This window comes from Chryseobacterium sp. (assembly GCF_029240215.1).
Classification (GTDB): Bacteria; Bacteroidota; Bacteroidia; order Flavobacteriales; family Weeksellaceae; genus Chryseobacterium.
Map to the genome: position 1 here is coordinate 64,184 of NZ_JARBTK010000003.1, position 17,565 is coordinate 81,748.

The following is a 17,565-nucleotide window of genomic DNA, read 5'->3' on the forward strand; positions in this document are numbered from 1 at the left end:
TTACATATAAAATTTAAAAATGAAAAAAATTGCACTGACAGGATCTTTAGCATTAACGTTGCTTTCCTGCAAAACAAATCAAAATGCTCAAAATATTACCACAAACAATACAGTCAAAAGCAATATTACTGACGAGCAGTTGATGGATAAAGTTCAGAAAGATGCCTTAAAATATTTCTGGGATTACGCAGAGCCTAATTCAATGTTAGGAAGAGAACGCTATCACGAAGACAATATCTATCCGGATAATGATAAACATGTTATTACAACAGGTGGTTCAGGATTTGGATTGGCAACAATTTTAGTCGGAGTTGAAAGAGGTTTCGTTCCAAGAAAAGATGCAGTAAAACGACTGACTACAATGATGGACTTCTTAGCGAAAGCCGATCGCCATAAAGGAGCCTGGTCGCACTGGATCAATGGAGAAACAGGAAAAACCGTTCCCTTTGGCAAAAAAGATAATGGCGGAGATTTAGTGGAAACAGCATTTTTAACTTCAGGAATTTTAATGGTTCGCGAATATTTCAAAAACGGAAATGCAGAAGAAAAAGCTCTTGCCAAAAAATGTGATGAACTTTGGAAAGGAATTCAATGGGACTGGTACACAAAAGGAGGCGAGAAAGTTTTATATTGGCATTGGTCACCGGAATATCAATGGGAAATGAACTTTCCATTACAAGGCTATAATGAATGCTTGATTACTTATATTTTAGCTGCCTCTTCACCAACTCATGCAATTGATGCAGAAACATACTATAAAGGCTGGACAAGAAACGGAACTTATCTTTCAGACAAAGAAAAATACGGACTTCCTATGTATGTGAAACACAATGGAGCAGAAGAATATGGAGGACCTTTATTTTGGACACAATATTCTTATATAGGATTAGATCCGACTAATTTATCAGATAAATTAATTAAAAATTACTTTGATTTAAATAAAAATCAGGTTTTAATTGATTACAAATACTGCGTTGAAAATCCAAAAGGGTGGAAGGGATATGGACCGGATTATTGGGGATTAACGGCAGGTTACTCAAGAAATAAGGACGGAAGTGTAGGCTATGATGCCCATTTTCCGGAAAATGATCGAGGAGTGATCACTCCGACAGCGGCGTTGAGCAGCTTCCCGTATTCGCCAAAAGAATCAATGGATTTTTTAAGATTTATTTATACTCAAAAACCTGAATTTATTGGTTCAGCAGGACCTTACGATGCTAATTCGATCAATTATAATAATTGGACGACTCCAAGATATTTAGCGATCGACCAAGGTACAATTGCTCCGATGATTGAAAATTATAGAACAGGATTTTTATGGAAATTATTTATGAATGCTCCTGAAATCGAACAAGGATTAAAGAAATTAAGCTTCAAATCTAAAAAGTATAACATTAAATAATATTTTTTTAGGAGCTTAATCCCGCTTTCCGCACTCGCTATTTTTTGTGTTTTGGTGGGGGGGGGCATCCGCCGCCCCCAAAAAAAAAAAAAGATGAGCCAAAACTTTGACAAGGCTCATATAATAATCAATAGGAACGGGATTTGAATCCGTTTAAATAAAAAAGGATTAATTAAATTGGCTTTAGCCAAAACTTAAAAATTCTCATCATGAAATTAAGACTTAAAAATTTACCGCTTTTACTTTTGCCATTTTCTATAAGCCTAAACGCTCAGGAAATTAAAGCCGAATTAAATAAAGAAATACAAAGACAGGAAAAAATCTCTTACATTTTAGATTATCCCCAAAAAGCAAAAGGGGATGTTCCTTTGATTGTGTTTCTTCACGGTTCGGGCGAAAGGGGAACGAATTTAGAAATCGTGAAAGCGCATAGTCCGTTTACCTATAAAAATCTGATCAAAGAACCTGTCGCAATTTTGGCACCTCAATGTCCGGAAAATACATGGTGGGATACGGTGACGGTTTATCATTTAATTAAAGAAATTCAGTCAAAATATAAGATTGATGCTTCCAGAATTTACCTTACCGGACTGTCGATGGGAGGTTGGGGAACATTAAAACTGGCAATGGAGCATCCCGAAATTTTTGCAGCAGTGGTTTCAGTTTGTGCTCCGACGGACCGGGTGATGTATGCAAATATCGATCAGTACAAAAATTTAAACATGAAAATCTTTCATGGTGGAATGGACGATGTCGTTTTACCCGAAAATGCATTTAATTTTTATCAAAAACTTCATCCAGTAAATCCAACTGCAGAATTGACAATCTTCCCGAATGACAACCACAATTCCTGGGATTCTACCTATTCAAATCCTGCATTATACAAATGGATGTTGTCAAAGAGAAAAGAAAAATAAATAATAATACTATTTAAATGTGTGGTCTTGCTAAGTGAAAAGCCTTCGAATGAAAAATATTCGTAAGATTTGGAATAAAACTTAGCGATCTTTGCTTTAAATAAATTATTAATAAAAAATAGAACTATAATTTAAGAAGATAGATTTATGAAAAAGTTAATTGTAATTGCTACTTTAGCACTTGCTCCGATGTTCTCGGCGCAGGAAATGGTAACGAAGCCTGTTCAGTCTTACCAGACGGCTCAATATCAGGCGAAGAAAAAAGCTTTTGTAGATAATCTTTTGTCTAAAATGACTTTAGATGAAAAAATCGGACAGCTGAATTTACCAAGTTCAGGTGACTTTACTACAGGTTTAGCTAAAAGTTCCGATATAGGAAAAAAAGTTGAACAAGGTTTAGTCGGTGGACTGTTCAATATAAAAGGTGCTGACAAAATCAGAGCGGTGCAAAAAGTTGCCGTTGAAAACAGCCGTCTGAAAATTCCTTTGATCTTTGGGATGGACGTGATTCACGGTTACGAAACCACTTTTCCTATTCCATTAGGTTTGGCTGCTTCCTGGGACATGAATTTGATTCAGCAATCCGCAAGAGTAGCTGCAAAAGAAGCTGCTGCTGACGGAATCAACTGGACGTTCTCGCCAATGGTAGATATTTCCCGTGAACCAAGATGGGGAAGGGTTTCCGAAGGTTCCGGAGAAGATCCGTATTTAGGAAGTGAAATTTCAAAAAATATGGTTTACGGTTATCAAGGGAAAGATTTGGCAAACGGAACAAATATTTTAGCTTGTGTAAAACATTTTGCATTATACGGAGCGGGTGAAGCGGGGAGAGACTACAATACGGTTGACATGAGCCACGTAAGAATGTTTAACGAATATTTCCCGCCTTACAAAGCAGCTGTTGATGCAGGGGTAGCTTCTGTGATGGCTTCTTTCAATGAAGTTGACGGAGTTCCTGCAACCGGAAACAGATGGTTACAAACTGAAGTATTGAGAAATCAATGGAAATTCAAAGGTTTCGTCGTAACAGATTACACCGGAATCAACGAAATGGTCGATCACGGAATGGGAGATCTTCAACAGGTTTCAGCTTTGGCTTTGAAAGCTGGTATTGACATGGATATGGTAGGTGAAGGTTTTTTAACAACACTTAAAAAATCTTTATCAGAAGGAAAAGTGACTCAGGCTGAAATCGATACAGCGGCAAGAAGAATTCTTGAAGCAAAATACGATTTAGGATTGTTTGATAATCCGTACAAACATGGAGATGCAAAATTAGCAGCAAAAGAGGTTTACAGCATGGAAAACCGAAATATTGCAAGAAGTGCAGCAGCTCAATCGATGGTTTTGATGAAAAATGAAAACCAGATTCTGCCTTTGAAAAAAGCAGGTACTGTAGCAGTGATCGGACCCTTAGTAAACAACTCAATGAATATGCCAGGAACCTGGAGCGTTGCTTCAAAACATGCCAACGCAATCAATTTAATGCAGGGTCTTCAGGCAAATTACGGCAAAGAGGTTAAATTTCTTTCTGCTAAAGGCGCAAACATCGATTATGATGCAAAATTGGAAGATATTTACGCAGCTCACGGTAAGAAAACCGACAGAGATAATCGACCGAAAGAAGTTTTATTAAAAGAAGCTGTTGATATTGCTAATAAATCAGACGTTATTGTTTTGGCAATCGGAGAATCTGCAGAAATGAGTGGCGAATCTTCTTCAAGAACAGAAATTACAATTCCTCAGTCTCAAATTGATTTGTTAAATGAATTAAAGAAAACAGGAAAACCAATCGCAGTGGTACTTTTCACTGGTCGTCCGTTAGCTTTGACCAATATGAAAGATGTTCCTGATGCCATTCTTAATGTTTGGTTTCCAGGTTCAGAAGCAGGAAATGCGATTTCTGATGTTCTTTTCGGAAAAGTAAATCCTTCAGGAAAATTGCCAATGACGTTCCCGAGAAGTCTTGGGCAGGTTCCTATTTACTATAACGCTAAAAATACGGGTCGCCCATTAGATCAAAAACTGGTTGACAAATGCGAATACCAGAGATTCCGTTCAAACTACATGGATGAATGTAATACACCGTTGTATCCGTTCGGGTATGGTTTGAGCTATACAAAATTCAACTATTCTGATATTACGGTTTCCAATGCAAATCCGAAAGGAAATCAGTCAATTCAGGCTTCAGTTACAGTGACAAATTCTGGAAATTATGACGGAGCTGAGGTTGTTCAATTATACATAAGAGATTGGGTAGGAACCATCACAAGACCGGTGAAAGAGCTGAAAGGTTTCCAAAAAGTGATGTTGAAAAAAGGAGAATCTAAAAAAATTACCTTCAACATTACTCCTGAAAATTTGAAATTTTATAACGGAGATTTGAAATATGATTGGGAATCCGGAGAATTCGACATCATGATCGGAACCAATTCTGAGGATGTAAAACATTCAAAAATCGATTGGACAAAGTAAAAATCAATAAAAAGCCATTCGAAAGAGTGGCTTTTTTATTTTCGTATTCAGATTATTTCGGAGCTGTTTCCTGTTATCCACTCATACTCCTCGCTCCAAAGCTTAAGCCATCGCTTGCTGTGGGGTAACCGTTTCTACCGGGGCTAGGTTTGAAGCCTTCAAACTTCGTATGGTCAGCATAAGAAAAAGTTGTTTGTAAACAGAAATTTTTCTTTTACAATTCACTATTCATACTCCAATTCATTATTTTTGTTAAAATTAAATGTATGAGGAAAGCAATTTTACTCGCAACTGTCGGTTTGGGACTTTTGTTCTGCACCACTCAAAATATCAGAAAAAATATGGATTTACCTACAGAATGGAAACACACCACCAATATTTATGAAGTCAATCTAAGACAATATACTCAGGAAGGAACCTTCATGGCATTCGAAAAAGAAATGCCACGCCTAAAAAATATGGGAGTGAAAACGCTGTGGTTTATGCCCATCACTCCAATTGCCCAACTCAATAAAAAAGGAAGTTTGGGAAGTCAGTATGCTGCTTCAGATTATACATCGATCAATCCCGAATTTGGAACGATGGATGATTTTAAACATATGGTGAATGAAGCGCACCATTTAGGTTTTAAAGTAATTATTGATTGGGTTGCCAATCATACAGGTTGGGATCATGTGTGGACAAAAACTCATCCCGAATTTTATTTAAAAGATCCCGACGGAAGTTTTCATAAAGCATCAGGAATGGATGATATCATCGAATTGGACTATAAAAACAAAGAGATGAGAAAAGCCATGATCGATGCCATGAAATTCTGGGTGAAAGAGACCAATATCGACGGTTACCGATGTGATCTTGCATCTTGGGTTGAGGTAGATTTTTGGGAAGAAGCCAGACCTGAAGTTGAAAAATTAAAACCATTATTTTTTATAGGTGAATATGACGAACTAGAAAATCCCGATTACGGAAAAGTTTTTGACGCAAGTTATTCCTGGAAATGGATGCACCAATCTGCAGATTACTACAAGAAAAATGAACCATTGGCTGAACTGAAAGATTTACTCAAAAAATATTCTGCAATTGGAGATTCCTCAATGAGAGCATGGTTTACAACCAATCATGACGAAAACTCATGGAACGGAACAGAATTTGAAAAATATGGAGACATCACAAAACCGATGGCTGTATTTTCGGCAACCTGGAACGGAATTCCGCTTTTGTATTCCGGTCAGGAGCTTCCAAACATGAAGAGACTAGAATTTTTTGAAAAAGATGTCATCGAATGGAACGGAAAATATGAAATGGCAGATTTCTACAAAACCTTATTAAATTTAAAATCTTCAAATCCGGCGTTGAGAGGAGGAGATGCAAATGTAGCAACCTATCTTTTGAATACTTCAGCCAATGACAAAATTTTGGCATACATTAGAAAAAACGGAAAAGATGAGGTTTTAGTGGTATTAAATTTTTCAAAAGAACCAGTAAATTTTTCCATTCAGGATGAAAATTTAGATGGATTTTTTAAAAATATTTTTGATGAAACCAAACGAAATTTTACTGAAAGCAAAGATTTTAATTTTAAAGTCTCGGATTTTGCTGTTTTTGAGAAGTGAAGTTAAATACTTTTGTCTTACAGAACCCTGCCAGCGTTTTAAACGCTGGCAGGGTTAAAAGGGGCTAAATTAAATTGAATAATCAACTATAAATTATTGTTATGTTAATCGATAATATTGAAGAAGGTTACTTCTATCATATTTATAACAGAGGAAACAATGGTGGAGATATTTTTTTTGATGAAGAAAATTATGAATATTTTCTTAAACTGTTGGCAAAATATATAATTCCGGTTGCAGATATTTATTGCTATTGCCTTCTTAAAAACCATTTTCATTTACTGGTTAGAATTAAAGAAATTGCCGATGTTAGAAGTGATGAATTAAGTTATAGAACTACAAAAAAGCCTTTATCTGTTAATGCTTCAAAACAATTTGCTCATATGTTCAATGCTTATGCGCAGGCAATTAATAAAAGGTATTCTAGAACAGGAAGTCTTTTTGAAAAACCTTTTGAAAGAAAAAGAATTACTAATGAAGATTATCTAAGACAAGTAATTTTATATATTCATCATAATCCAATTCATCACAGTTTTTCAATCAGTATTGAAAACTATAAATGGAGTTCTTACAAGTCTATACTTTCTACTTCTGCGTCTAAAATAAAAAGAGAAGAAATTATTCAATTGTTCGACAGTCCCGAAAACTTTATTTATTGTCATGAAAATTATGATTTTATAAATTCTGAATTTTGAGATAGTAAATAAACAGAACCCTGCCAGCGTTTTAAACGCTGGCAGGGTTGAGGGTTGAAGATTTAATAATAAAAAGTTGAAGTAAAAAATCAAATGAGCAAAACAGAAATATTAAATATTTTAAAAGATAAAATAGCACATAAAATTCAGGTTTTTGAAAATCTGATTGCCGAAACACGTGCTTCAAGCAATGATACCAAAAGCTCGATGGGCGATAAATATGAAACCGGTCGCGAAATGTTGCAGCAGGAAATCAACAACGTACAGAGACAATTGAATGAAACTCTGAACCAGCAAAGTTTTCTTCAGAAATTAAGTACTGAAATCTGTTCAAAAGTTCAGAACGGAGCTTTGGTGAAAACCGACAAAGGCTTATTTTATATTTCAGCTTCGCTTGGTGAAATCACTTTTGAAAATCAGAAAATCATGACGATCTCAAGCGAATCTCCTTTGGCTAAAGAAATGTTCGGAAAAAAAGAATCTGAAACTTTTATCATGAATAAAGTAAGTCAGATTATTGAAAAAATTTGGTAAAATATGAAACATCTTAGAAATTTTTTTCCGGTTTTATTTTTAGTCGCTTATTCTTTGGTTCAGGGGCAAATCATTGCAAATGTTTCTGCAAAAAACTATGATTTACAATTTGTAGATATTACAATTGGGGATTTGATCGTACAACTTAATAATGTTGGTGAAATTTCAGGTTTTTATCCAGACAATTCTGATGGAGATGTCGATTATTATGATAATTCAAATTTTGATGCGTATAGATCTGGAAAATTGAAAACAATTGGGAACTTAAAAATTGATTATTGGGATATTTTAGACAAGAATGATAGAAGATTTGGTAAAATTAAGAATATTGGAAATATTTCAATAGAGTATTTCGACAATTTTGATATGGAAAAAACGGGCAAGGTAAAGAAAATTGGGAATATCCAGATTGATTATTGGGACAAAGATGTCATTGATAACAGCAGACTGGGGAAATTGAAATTGGTAGGGAATGCCTCAGTAGAATTTGGTTTGAAAGATAATATTGATTCGAGTAAATATAAAAAACTCATAAAGTTCGGAGCAGTGAATTTAGATTATTGGAATGACAAAATTTTTGATAAAGAAAAATTTGGAAAGTTGAAATCTATAAAAGGAAATACCCAAGACGTTTCAGTAAAACTGGTTTGGCAATAAAATTTAAGAAAAATTTATCATTGCTTCATATTGAATCTAAAATTGATTGTCGTAAATTTATTATATAATTAAAATGCACAAAAAATCTTATCAATATGGGAATTTTAGACAATAAAGTGGCTCTTGTTACAGGAGCAGGTTCAGGAATCGGATTGGCAATTGCTCAATCTTACGCAAAAGAAGGCGCAAAAGTAGTCGTATCAGATATTAATGAAGAACACGGCAATCAGGCTGTAGAAAAAATAAAATCTGAGGGTGGTGAAGCATCTTTCGTAAAAGCAGATACTTCAAAAGCTGAAGAAGTGGAAGCTTTGATCAAGTCGACCGTTGAAATCTACGGAAGATTGGATGTGGCTTGTAACAATGCCGGAATCGGAGGTGACCAGAAACTGACCGGAGAATACGATCTTGACAGCTGGAGAAAAGTTTTAAGTGTAAATTTAGACGGTGTTTTCTACGGTTGCAAATATCAATTGGAACAAATGGAAAAAAATGGTGGCGGAGTAATCGTTAATATCGCTTCAATCCACGGAACAGTTGCAGCCCCTCTTTCATCAGCTTACACAGCGGCGAAACATGCTGTTGTTGGTTTAACTAAAAATATCGGGGCAGAATACGGACAAAAAAATATCCGTTGTAATTCTGTAGGTCCGGCTTATATTGAAACTCCTTTGCTGGAAAGCATAAGTGGAGATATGAAGGAAGCTCTAATCGCAAAACATCCGATGGGAAGACTTGGGACAGCACAGGAAGTTGCAGAGTTGGTCCTGTTTTTAAGCTCTGACAAAGCATCATTCATGACAGGAGGTTATTATCTTGTTGATGGCGGTTATACTGCAGTTTAAATTTATAATAAATCTATTTTAATGGAATGGGCTTTAGCTCCGTTTTCGTTTTAAGAAATGAAAAGCTTTAGCCAAATGTAGTTTACAAATTAAAACACCTGCAATCACAGGTGTTTTGTTTTATCTCTCCATTGAATTATCTTTTTTAAAAGCTTCAATCATTTGATCTCGTCTTTCCTTTGTGAGATTCTTTCTTTGAGGATAAGGGTTACTTTTAAATTCTTCTTTCTTTTTAAGATATTGTTCTCTCGTTACAGGAATTCCTTTTTGTAAAGGTGAAATCTCGACCTGCTTTTTTTCAATTCCTATCGCTTTAAAAGCATGAAAATTGTTTTCATCATTGAGTTCTAAGATAAGACCTGTTAATCCTTTGAATCTATATGGTCCTTCAGATATTGGAATATCTTTCGTATACCAAGCAATATAAAGTCGCTTATTAAAAACTGTAGTCGCCTTATTGCACTTATATCCAAGAATAGTTTTGACATCATTATAATTCGTATTCCATTTTAAATAACTGTTCTCAAACGTAAAAGAATCACGATCTATATTTGCCGTAACAAAAACTTTTGAATTTTGTCTAAATACATAGTAATTAATATTATATTTTGGTAAATCTCCAGTATTTATATTTACTTGCTTGTTATTTTGTGCATCAATTGCCGCTTGTTTAAAAACATTACGGGCAACCATATATTGTTGACTATAAAATAGTGATGTATTAGAATTCAAATCTAATAACATCAATTCTTTTACCCGATGACTTTGATCTAGATCTGTAGTGTCTCGAACGAAGGAATATTCATACTGAATTTGAAGTTCGGAAATTTCCTTATCATTCTTTTCTTGAGAAAAAATAGAGACAAAAGAAAGCATTGAAGAAAATAAAAGGTATTTAAGCATCTTATAAAGTTTAATTATGCTGGTAATGGATTATAAAAAGGTGCGTCACAAAACTCTTCCATTTGTGCTGCATCTACTAGAAAACAGAATGGATCATCTTCTGGAGTAACTTCTACAATTTCTACATAACCACAAGAAGAAGTGAGCGTAATTGGATGATAGAAAACTTTTGCTTTAGAATCAATCTTACAATCAACTTTTGAAACATTTTCTTTTGTTTCTTTGACATCTGAGTTTTTAGCACTCACCAATCCAGCAACTCCCAAGGCTGCTAAAATAACTAATTTTTTCATTGTGTAAATTTTTAATTTGTTAGTGTTACAAATATATACAGTTAGAGATTAAGATAAAATTCATTTTTGAATAAATTGCATTCAAAACTGAATAAATCAATTAAATTTCAATGAATTTGTTTAATTAAGATATTAATAATCTTTTATTTTGCCATTCCGGAGGAATCTCAATAAAGCATTTAATGTAAAATTTTAGATTCCTCCGGAATGACAAATTGTAAGTAAATTTTGTGTTATTATTCAAAAAAGGGTAATCAACAAAATGAATGTCCGTAATTAGTAATGCCTTAGTTTTTAACGGTTTGTTTGTCATTCCGGAGGAATCTCAACAGAGCATTTAATATGAAAATTTTGGCTCTTCCGGAATGACAAATTGTGAGTAAATTCTGTTTTCGTATTTAAAAAAGGGTAATCAACGAAATGGATGTCCGTAATTAGTAAGAACTTAGTTTTTAACGGTTGTTTGTCATTCCGGAGGAATCTCAACAGAGCATTTAATGTAAAAATTTAGGCTCCTCCTGAATGACAAATTAAGAGTAAGTTTTGAATTATTATTCAAAAAAAGGAATTGACAAACATTACTTTTTAATAACATTTCCGAATAGAAATTTCTTATAGAAACTAAAAAAACTATATTTGTATTAAAAATTACAATGAAACTTTCAGATAAACTATTTACTACCCGTACTTCAAGAAAACTTTCTAAACAAGAGGTCGCAGATATGTTGGGCATGGATGTAACTACTTATGGCAGGGTAGAAGCGGGAAAGAGAAATCTCGAAATAGATAAACTGAAACTTTTACCGGAAATGTTGGGGATAAAAGCAGAAGAAATATTAGAGCTTTTAGAAATAGAAAAGGGAAATGTTTTTAATGTTGGAAATGGAGAACATGCGACTGGAAATGGAAGCGGAAATGGTTATGTAGAAAATTTATATACAGAAAATAAAGAAACCCTAAAAGAAGTCAAAAATTTATACTCTGAACTTCTCAATCAGAAAGATATAATGATCGAATTTTTGAAGCAGGAAAATGATACATTGAAAAATGCATTAAAAAAATAATTATGCAAAATTACTTAGACCTTTTAGCACATATAAAAAATAACGGAACAGATAAAACCGACCGCACAGGAACCGGAACGAGAAGCGTTTTCGGGTATCAGTTGAGGTATGACCTGTCAAAAGGCTTTCCTTTGGTAACAACCAAAAAAGTGCATTTAAAATCAATTATTTACGAATTGCTTTGGTTTTTGAAAGGCGATACCAACGTAAAATATCTGAATGATAACGGAGTAAGCATTTGGGATGAATGGGCGGATGAAAATGGTGATCTGGGTCCTGTTTACGGAGCGCAATGGAGAAGCTGGAACGGAGCAGATAACAAAGTGGTTGACCAGATTTCAGAGTTGATCGATCAGATCAAAAAAAATCCTGATTCCCGAAGATTAATTGTTTCTGCCTGGAATGTTGCAGAAATTCCGAATATGGCTTTGGCGCCTTGTCATGCACTGTTTCAGTTTTATGTTGCAGACGGAAAATTATCGTTGCAGTTGTATCAGCGAAGCGCAGATGTTTTTTTGGGGGTTCCGTTTAATATTGCAAGTTATGCCTTGCTATTGATGATGGTTGCTCAGGTTTGTGATCTTGAAGTGGGGGATTATGTACATAGTTTTGGCGATGTTCATATTTACAACAATCATTTTGAGCAGGTAGAAAGACAGCTTTCAAGAGAACCAAAACAGCTTCCTACAATGAAATTAAATCCCGAAATAAAAGATATTTTTAGTTTTAATTTTGAAGATTTTACTTTAGAAAACTACGATCCGCATCCTGGAATCAAAGCTCCGGTTGCTGTTTAGAATTTTAATAATTAAAGTCACCGTTTTTATACATCTGGTTTGTCATTCCGTAGGAATCTCGACAGTAATATTCAAAGATTAATTTCCTACGGAATGACACACTTTGAAATTATTTTAATTAAAATAAAACTTAACATAAGTATAAAGTGAAGCATGAAAACTTCACTTTTTTTGTAACTAATACTCACTTTTGACAACTTATCACAAAAAAACTGATATGATTAGAAAGTTTTGCTTTTTTGTTGCTCTAAGTATTTCATCAATTGCATTTTCTCAAAATAATACCAGAGAAAAACTAAGTAATTATCTTGATTCCCTGAATGTTCACCACAAAATCATGGGAAGCTTTGCCTTTGCAGATAACAATCAGACTTCTTTTATAAAAGTTGTAGGGTTTGCGGACGTAGAAAATAAGCAAAAAGCCAATATGAATACGCAATACCGTATTGGTTCGATTTCAAAGACTTTTACTGCGGTTTTGGTGATGAAAGCAGCTGAAGATAAAAAACTTTCACTAAGTACAAAATTATCTCAGTTTTATCCTGAAATAGAAAACGCAGACAAGATTACCATAGAAAATCTTTTACAGCACAGAAGCGGAATTCATAATTTAACAGACGAGGCTGAATTTTTTGATTATTATACAAAACCACAAACACAGAACCAGTTAATTTCTTTTATTAAAAAATATCCGAGTGATTTTTTACCCGGAACAAAGTATAATTACAGCAATTCGAACTATATTCTATTAGGGTTTATTCTTGAAAAAATTTATAAAAAGTCTTATGCAGATTTAGTTGAAGCCAAAATCTCAAAACCGTTAAAATTATCATTGACCAAAGTTGGAGGAAAAATAAATCCTTCTAACAATGAAGCGCAATCTTACCAATTTCTTGGAATTTATCAACCGCTGCCGGAAACAGATATGAGTATACCTGTCGGAGCAGGCAACATCATTTCTACACCCACAGAATTGTTAAAATTCATCATTGCCCTTGAAAACGGAAAACTAGTCACAAAAGAAAGTCTAAAGCAAATGAAAAACTTTAATGGCGAATACGGTTTTGGATTGGTGAAAGCTGATGTTGATGAAGTTTCAGGATACGGTCATGAAGGAGCAATTGATGGTTTCAATTCTACGCTCTATTATTTTCCTGAGTCTAAAATTGGAGTGAGTTTTATTACGAATCAGTCTGATTATGAAAGTCAGGATATTTTAATTAAAATGATGCAGGCTGCAACAGGAAAAGATTTTCAAATTCCGGATTTCAGATCGTTTTCTGTCTCCGAAGCCGAATTGCAGCAGTTTACAGGAATATATTCTTCACCGAAAATTCCTGTTAAATTTGATATTTTTATTAAAGATAAAAAGTTAATGGCTCAGGCAACAGGACAAAGTGCATTTCCATTAGAAGCTACATCAAAAAATAGCTTTAAATTTGATACAGCAGGAATTGTTGTTAACTTTGATCCTTCTAAAAAACAGTTTACAATAATTCAATCCGGAATAGAAACTGTTTTCACAAAAGAATAATCTTATGAAATATCTAAAAATAAACACCGAAGAAAATGTCGATCTCGGATTGCTTCAGAATGCAATTTTACAGTTGAAAGGTGTAAAGTCTGTTGAAATTATCGACGATGAAAATCCTGAAAGCGAGCTGAAAAAAGCTTTTGCCAAAACCAAAGAACAGCTCAAGAAAGGTGATTATGAAACTTTGGTCAACGATATTTTCGACATCATTACAAAAAATAATTCTAAAAAATAATAAAGGAAAGAAATGAAGAAAGTCATTTTATCTATTGCAATATTGGGAGCTTTGTTTTCCGGAAATATATCTGCACAAACCGAAACTTCGGGCAGGGAAAAAGTGTACCGGGCTACACCTTCAAAAATTACGGAGCTGAAACATACTAAACTTAAAGTCAGTTTCGATTATCAGAAAGAGCAGATGAACGGAGAAGAATGGTTGACTGCTTCACCTTATTTCTACGCAACAAACGAATTGATTTTGGATGCAAAAGGAATGCTGATTCATGAAGTTGCTTTAGACAATAATGGCAAAAAATCTCCTTTAAAATATGATTATAAAAATGATGTATTAAAGATTTCTTTAGACAAAACATATCAGAAAAATCAGGATTATACAGTTTACATTAAATATACAGCCCGTCCAAACGAAGTAAAACAGGAAGGCAGCATGGCAATCAGTGATGCAAAAGGTCTTTATTTTATTAATGCTCAAGGGAAAGATCCGGATAAGCCCACACAAATCTGGACGCAAGGTGAAACAGAATCTTCTTCGGCGTGGTTTCCTACAATTGATAAATCGATCCAGAAAACAACTCAGGAAATATTTATGACTGTTCCTGATAAATATGTTACGCTTTCAAATGGTCTTCTTAAAGATTCTCAAAAAGAAACCAACGGAATGAGAACCGATCATTGGGTAATGGATAAAAGACATTCCACCTATCTTTTCTTCATGGGAGTTGGTGAATATGCCATTGTAAAAGATAAATGGAAAAACATTGCTGTCGATTATTATATTGAAAAAGAATACGAGCCTTATGCAAAACAGATCTATGGAAATACTCCTGAAATGATCGAGTTTTTCTCTAAAAAATTAGGTTACGATTATCCGTGGGCAAAATATGCGCAGATTTCGGGAAGAGATTATGTAAGTGGAGCAATGGAAAATACGACTGCCACACTTCACGGAAGTGATATTTTACAAAAACCGGGACAATTGATCGACGAAAATAAGTGGGAAGACACCATTGCTCACGAATTATTCCACCATTGGTTTGGAGATTTGGTAACGGCGGAAAGCTGGAGCAATCTGACGGTAAACGAATCTTTTGCCAACTACTCAGAATACCTTTGGAACGAATACAAATACGGAAAAGATCAGGCAGACTATCATCAGATGGAAGATGTGAATCATTATATTCACAATCCTGCTGATTTCAAAAAAGATTTGGTGAGATTTGATTATGCTTCCCGTGAAGATGTTTTCGATTTGGTAACATATCAGAAAGGAGGTGGAATTCTTCATATGCTGAGAAATTACTTAGGTGATGAAGCATTTTTTGCCGGAATGAACGATTATTTGAAGACCTATGAATACAAAAATGCTGAAGCTCATCAATTAAGATTATCTTTTGAAAAAGTTTCCGGAAAAGATCTCAACTGGTTTTTCAACCAATGGTATTTCGGAAGCGGACATCCGAAATTAAATTATTCTTATACTTTCGAACCAGTTAAAAAACAGGTGACTGTTGTTATTAATCAATCGCAAGAATTGCCTTTCGAATTTCCTTTGACCATTGATGTGTATGATAACGGAAAACCAAAAAGACAGCAGGTTTGGGTGAATGCAACTGCAAAAAATACATTCAGTTTTGACGTTTCAAAAAATCCCGATTTAGTCAATATCAATGCAGACGGAATATTGGTTGCAGATGTTACGGAAACCAAAACTCCTGAGCAAAATCTGATGCAGTTTACGGGGTCAAAAGAATTCAAAAGCAGATACAATGCTTTAACTGCAATAAAAGATCAGGTAGGAAAAAATCCTGCGGTGACTAAATTATTATCTGCAGCATTGAAAGATCCCTATTTCAGAGTAAGACAGAAAGCCTTGGAATTAATGGATTTATCAAATACAGAACAACTGAAAGCTTTAGGAACAGACGTTGAAAAATTAGCATCAAACGATCCTAAAACTTTGGTTCAGGGTGCAGCAATTGCAGCTTTAGCAAAAACAAAAGATAAAAAATATCTTCCGGTTTTTGAAAAAGGTGTTAATGCAGTTTCAAATTCTGTAAAAGCAAACTCTGTGGCGGCAGTTTTGGCTGCAGATCCTTCAAAAGCAAATACTTTGGCAGATAAAATCGATTTGGAAGGTGCTTCTGATGAGTTATTGAGCCAAATGTTGCCAATCATTGTTAAAAATAAAGTGACATCTCAAATGTCGAATATTGTTCCGTTGGTTGCTTTTTATCCCTTCCTTAAATTCCAGAATCCTGAGTTAGGAAAATCTGCAGAAGAAGGGTATAATTGGATTATGACTTCTGATAATTTAAAAGCTACCGAAAGCATCACCAAAATTTTGGGACAGGCAAAAGGTCAGATGGGAGATAATCCTCAAGTGAAAATGATGATCTCGCAAATGTTAAAAGACGGTTTGACTAAAAAGATGGAACTTCTGAAACAAAATCCACAGAAAGCTTCAAGCATCAATCCGCAAATTGATGCGATTAACAAAGCAATTGAAAATTTTAAATAAGAATAGACTGAAAAAAATATCTATACAAATAAAATTTTAATGATAAAAACCGCTGTATCTACAGTGGTTTTGTTTTTTTGGTATATTGATTAATTATTCACTTGTGGTAACTTTTTTGTTGTATTTTGATTTATTTTCAAATAAAATTGTATATTTGATATTAAATATTATTAAAAACCAATTAAATATGAAAACAAAACTATTCTTGTTAAAAGAGAAATTATACTTTTCTTTTTTTGCAACACTGTTGTTAGTAACAGTTGCCAATGCTCAAATAACCACATTTCCATGGACGGAAAATTTTGAAGACAGTTCGCCAACAAGAGCAAGCTGGACTCAAATTTATGAAGTGAACAATATGTCATGGACATTTGCTACTTCTGCTTCAACAGGAAGTTCTGGCGTGACAGCTTATGACGGGACAAAATTTGCAAATTATCCCGGAACTTCACATAACTTTGATAAAACAAAACTCGTAAGTCCGGTTTTGAATCTATCTGGAGTGACAAGTCCAACGGTTAGTTTTTACTATATCAATCCTTTTTGGAGCCCTGATCAAAACTGGTTAAGAGTTTTTTTTAGAATTTCTGCTACAGATCCTTGGGTGCAGATTGCTGAATTCCATTCAAATATAACAGCTTGGACATCTACCGGAAACATGGGTATCCCTTCAAACACTTATCAGATTGCAATAGAATGCGAGACAGATTATGGATACTCCACATTAGTAGATGCCGTGGTTGTTACAGGGAGTAATTTAAGTGTCAATGATGCTGAAAAATCATCGAAAGTATCAATTAAATATTATCCGAATCCTGCTGATAATGTATTAAACTTTGAGAGTAAAGAAAAGATTTCTGAAATTTCTGTTTACAATAATGTAGGACAAAAAATGATGGATTATAAGGTTGATTCAGACAAAGGACAGATCAATGTTTCTGCCTTATTGCGAGGAACATATCTGGTTCGTGCTAAAACCGACTCGGGAACTAATACATTTAAAATGATTAAAAAATAATTATTGAATATTTTAACATCACAGATTTTAGCATCTCTTTTTTAGAGATGCTTTTTTTAT

General features: G+C 34.2%; 16 protein-coding genes. 14 read left to right on the forward strand and 2 right to left on the reverse strand.

The genetic code is table 11. The features are described 5' to 3' along the window. Positions 1-19: 19 nt before the first annotated feature. The 8 genes from K0R77_RS07540 (at position 20) to K0R77_RS07575 (ending at position 9,138) form a co-directional block, all read left to right on the forward strand. Entirely contained in the window at positions 20-1,402 is a 1,383-nt protein-coding gene (locus tag K0R77_RS07540; protein WP_300350639.1) for a glucoamylase family protein, read from the forward strand. 209 nt (positions 1,403-1,611) lie between these two features. After that, positions 1,612-2,319 (forward strand): prolyl oligopeptidase family serine peptidase, encoded by a 708-nt coding sequence (locus tag K0R77_RS07545; protein WP_300350641.1) that lies wholly within the window; start codon positions 1,612-1,614, stop codon positions 2,317-2,319. A gap of 147 nt (positions 2,320-2,466) precedes the next feature. Next, on the forward strand, positions 2,467-4,794 hold the full coding sequence (gene bglX / locus K0R77_RS07550; RefSeq protein WP_300350643.1) for a beta-glucosidase BglX: 2,328 nt from the start codon (positions 2,467-2,469) through the stop codon (positions 4,792-4,794). Between the two features lie 266 nt (positions 4,795-5,060). Next, positions 5,061-6,407, forward strand: coding sequence for an alpha-amylase family glycosyl hydrolase (locus K0R77_RS07555; protein ID WP_300350646.1), 1,347 nt, complete (start codon positions 5,061-5,063; stop codon positions 6,405-6,407). Positions 6,408-6,508: 101 nt separating this feature from the next. Next, entirely contained in the window at positions 6,509-7,102 is a 594-nt protein-coding gene (locus tag K0R77_RS07560) for a hypothetical protein (protein ID WP_300350649.1), read from the forward strand. A 93-nt stretch (positions 7,103-7,195) separates the two neighbouring features. Continuing rightward, a complete protein-coding gene (locus K0R77_RS07565; protein WP_300350652.1) occupies positions 7,196-7,636 on the forward strand; it encodes a hypothetical protein in 441 nt (146 codons plus the stop codon). A 3-nt stretch (positions 7,637-7,639) separates the two neighbouring features. Beyond that, positions 7,640-8,293, forward strand: coding sequence for a hypothetical protein (locus K0R77_RS07570; RefSeq protein ID WP_300350656.1), 654 nt, complete (start codon positions 7,640-7,642; stop codon positions 8,291-8,293). Positions 8,294-8,388: 95 nt separating this feature from the next. Beyond that, positions 8,389-9,138: an SDR family NAD(P)-dependent oxidoreductase gene (locus K0R77_RS07575; RefSeq protein WP_300350659.1), complete on the forward strand. Its 750-nt coding sequence runs from the start codon at positions 8,389-8,391 to the stop codon at positions 9,136-9,138. Positions 9,139-9,258: 120 nt separating this feature from the next. Here K0R77_RS07575 and K0R77_RS07580 read toward each other — a convergent pair whose 3' ends face one another. Further along, complete coding sequence (locus tag K0R77_RS07580; protein WP_300350662.1) at positions 9,259-10,041, reverse strand: GLPGLI family protein; 783 nt, start codon at positions 10,039-10,041, stop codon at positions 9,259-9,261. Between the two features lie 14 nt (positions 10,042-10,055). Beyond that, a complete protein-coding gene (locus tag K0R77_RS07585) occupies positions 10,056-10,334 on the reverse strand; it encodes a hypothetical protein (RefSeq protein WP_300350664.1) in 279 nt (92 codons plus the stop codon). Positions 10,335-10,987: 653 nt separating this feature from the next. Between K0R77_RS07585 and K0R77_RS07590 the strand changes: the two genes are divergently transcribed. The 6 genes from K0R77_RS07590 to K0R77_RS07615 all read left to right on the forward strand — a co-directional run bounded on the left by K0R77_RS07590 (position 10,988) and on the right by K0R77_RS07615 (position 17,505). Next, positions 10,988-11,398, forward strand: coding sequence for a helix-turn-helix transcriptional regulator (locus tag K0R77_RS07590; protein ID WP_300350667.1), 411 nt, complete (start codon positions 10,988-10,990; stop codon positions 11,396-11,398). 2 nt (positions 11,399-11,400) lie between these two features. After that, on the forward strand, positions 11,401-12,195 hold the full coding sequence (locus tag K0R77_RS07595) for a thymidylate synthase (protein WP_300350670.1): 795 nt from the start codon (positions 11,401-11,403) through the stop codon (positions 12,193-12,195). Between the two features lie 217 nt (positions 12,196-12,412). Beyond that, a complete protein-coding gene (locus K0R77_RS07600; RefSeq protein ID WP_300350673.1) occupies positions 12,413-13,729 on the forward strand; it encodes a serine hydrolase in 1,317 nt (438 codons plus the stop codon). Between the two features lie 4 nt (positions 13,730-13,733). Continuing rightward, positions 13,734-13,964, forward strand: coding sequence for a hypothetical protein (locus K0R77_RS07605; RefSeq protein WP_300350676.1), 231 nt, complete (start codon positions 13,734-13,736; stop codon positions 13,962-13,964). Between the two features lie 12 nt (positions 13,965-13,976). Next, the gene (locus K0R77_RS07610) at positions 13,977-16,487 is read left to right on the forward strand and encodes a M1 family metallopeptidase (RefSeq protein WP_300350679.1); all 2,511 of its coding nucleotides are present in this window, start codon (positions 13,977-13,979) and stop codon (positions 16,485-16,487) included. 187 nt (positions 16,488-16,674) lie between these two features. Further along, complete coding sequence (locus K0R77_RS07615; RefSeq protein ID WP_300350681.1) at positions 16,675-17,505, forward strand: T9SS type A sorting domain-containing protein; 831 nt, start codon at positions 16,675-16,677, stop codon at positions 17,503-17,505. Positions 17,506-17,565: the final 60 nt, after the last annotated feature.

What these genes read in the sequence shown, in the direction of transcription:
- K0R77_RS07540 (WP_300350639.1), top strand. Translation starts at nt 20, where the DNA reads ATGAAAAAAATTGCACTGACAGGATCTTTAGCATTAACGTTGCTTTCC.
- K0R77_RS07545 (WP_300350641.1), top strand. Translation starts at nt 1,612, where the DNA reads ATGAAATTAAGACTTAAAAATTTACCGCTTTTACTTTTGCCATTTTCT.
- bglX (WP_300350643.1), top strand. Translation starts at nt 2,467, where the DNA reads ATGAAAAAGTTAATTGTAATTGCTACTTTAGCACTTGCTCCGATGTTC.
- K0R77_RS07555 (WP_300350646.1), top strand. Translation starts at nt 5,061, where the DNA reads ATGAGGAAAGCAATTTTACTCGCAACTGTCGGTTTGGGACTTTTGTTC.
- K0R77_RS07560 (WP_300350649.1), top strand. Translation starts at nt 6,509, where the DNA reads ATGTTAATCGATAATATTGAAGAAGGTTACTTCTATCATATTTATAAC.
- K0R77_RS07565 (WP_300350652.1), top strand. Translation starts at nt 7,196, where the DNA reads ATGAGCAAAACAGAAATATTAAATATTTTAAAAGATAAAATAGCACAT.
- K0R77_RS07570 (WP_300350656.1), top strand. Translation starts at nt 7,640, where the DNA reads ATGAAACATCTTAGAAATTTTTTTCCGGTTTTATTTTTAGTCGCTTAT.
- K0R77_RS07575 (WP_300350659.1), top strand. Translation starts at nt 8,389, where the DNA reads ATGGGAATTTTAGACAATAAAGTGGCTCTTGTTACAGGAGCAGGTTCA.
- K0R77_RS07580 (WP_300350662.1), bottom strand. Translation starts at nt 10,041, where the DNA reads ATGCTTAAATACCTTTTATTTTCTTCAATGCTTTCTTTTGTCTCTATT.
- K0R77_RS07585 (WP_300350664.1), bottom strand. Translation starts at nt 10,334, where the DNA reads ATGAAAAAATTAGTTATTTTAGCAGCCTTGGGAGTTGCTGGATTGGTG.
- K0R77_RS07590 (WP_300350667.1), top strand. Translation starts at nt 10,988, where the DNA reads ATGAAACTTTCAGATAAACTATTTACTACCCGTACTTCAAGAAAACTT.
- K0R77_RS07595 (WP_300350670.1), top strand. Translation starts at nt 11,401, where the DNA reads ATGCAAAATTACTTAGACCTTTTAGCACATATAAAAAATAACGGAACA.
- K0R77_RS07600 (WP_300350673.1), top strand. Translation starts at nt 12,413, where the DNA reads ATGATTAGAAAGTTTTGCTTTTTTGTTGCTCTAAGTATTTCATCAATT.
- K0R77_RS07605 (WP_300350676.1), top strand. Translation starts at nt 13,734, where the DNA reads ATGAAATATCTAAAAATAAACACCGAAGAAAATGTCGATCTCGGATTG.
- K0R77_RS07610 (WP_300350679.1), top strand. Translation starts at nt 13,977, where the DNA reads ATGAAGAAAGTCATTTTATCTATTGCAATATTGGGAGCTTTGTTTTCC.
- K0R77_RS07615 (WP_300350681.1), top strand. Translation starts at nt 16,675, where the DNA reads ATGAAAACAAAACTATTCTTGTTAAAAGAGAAATTATACTTTTCTTTT.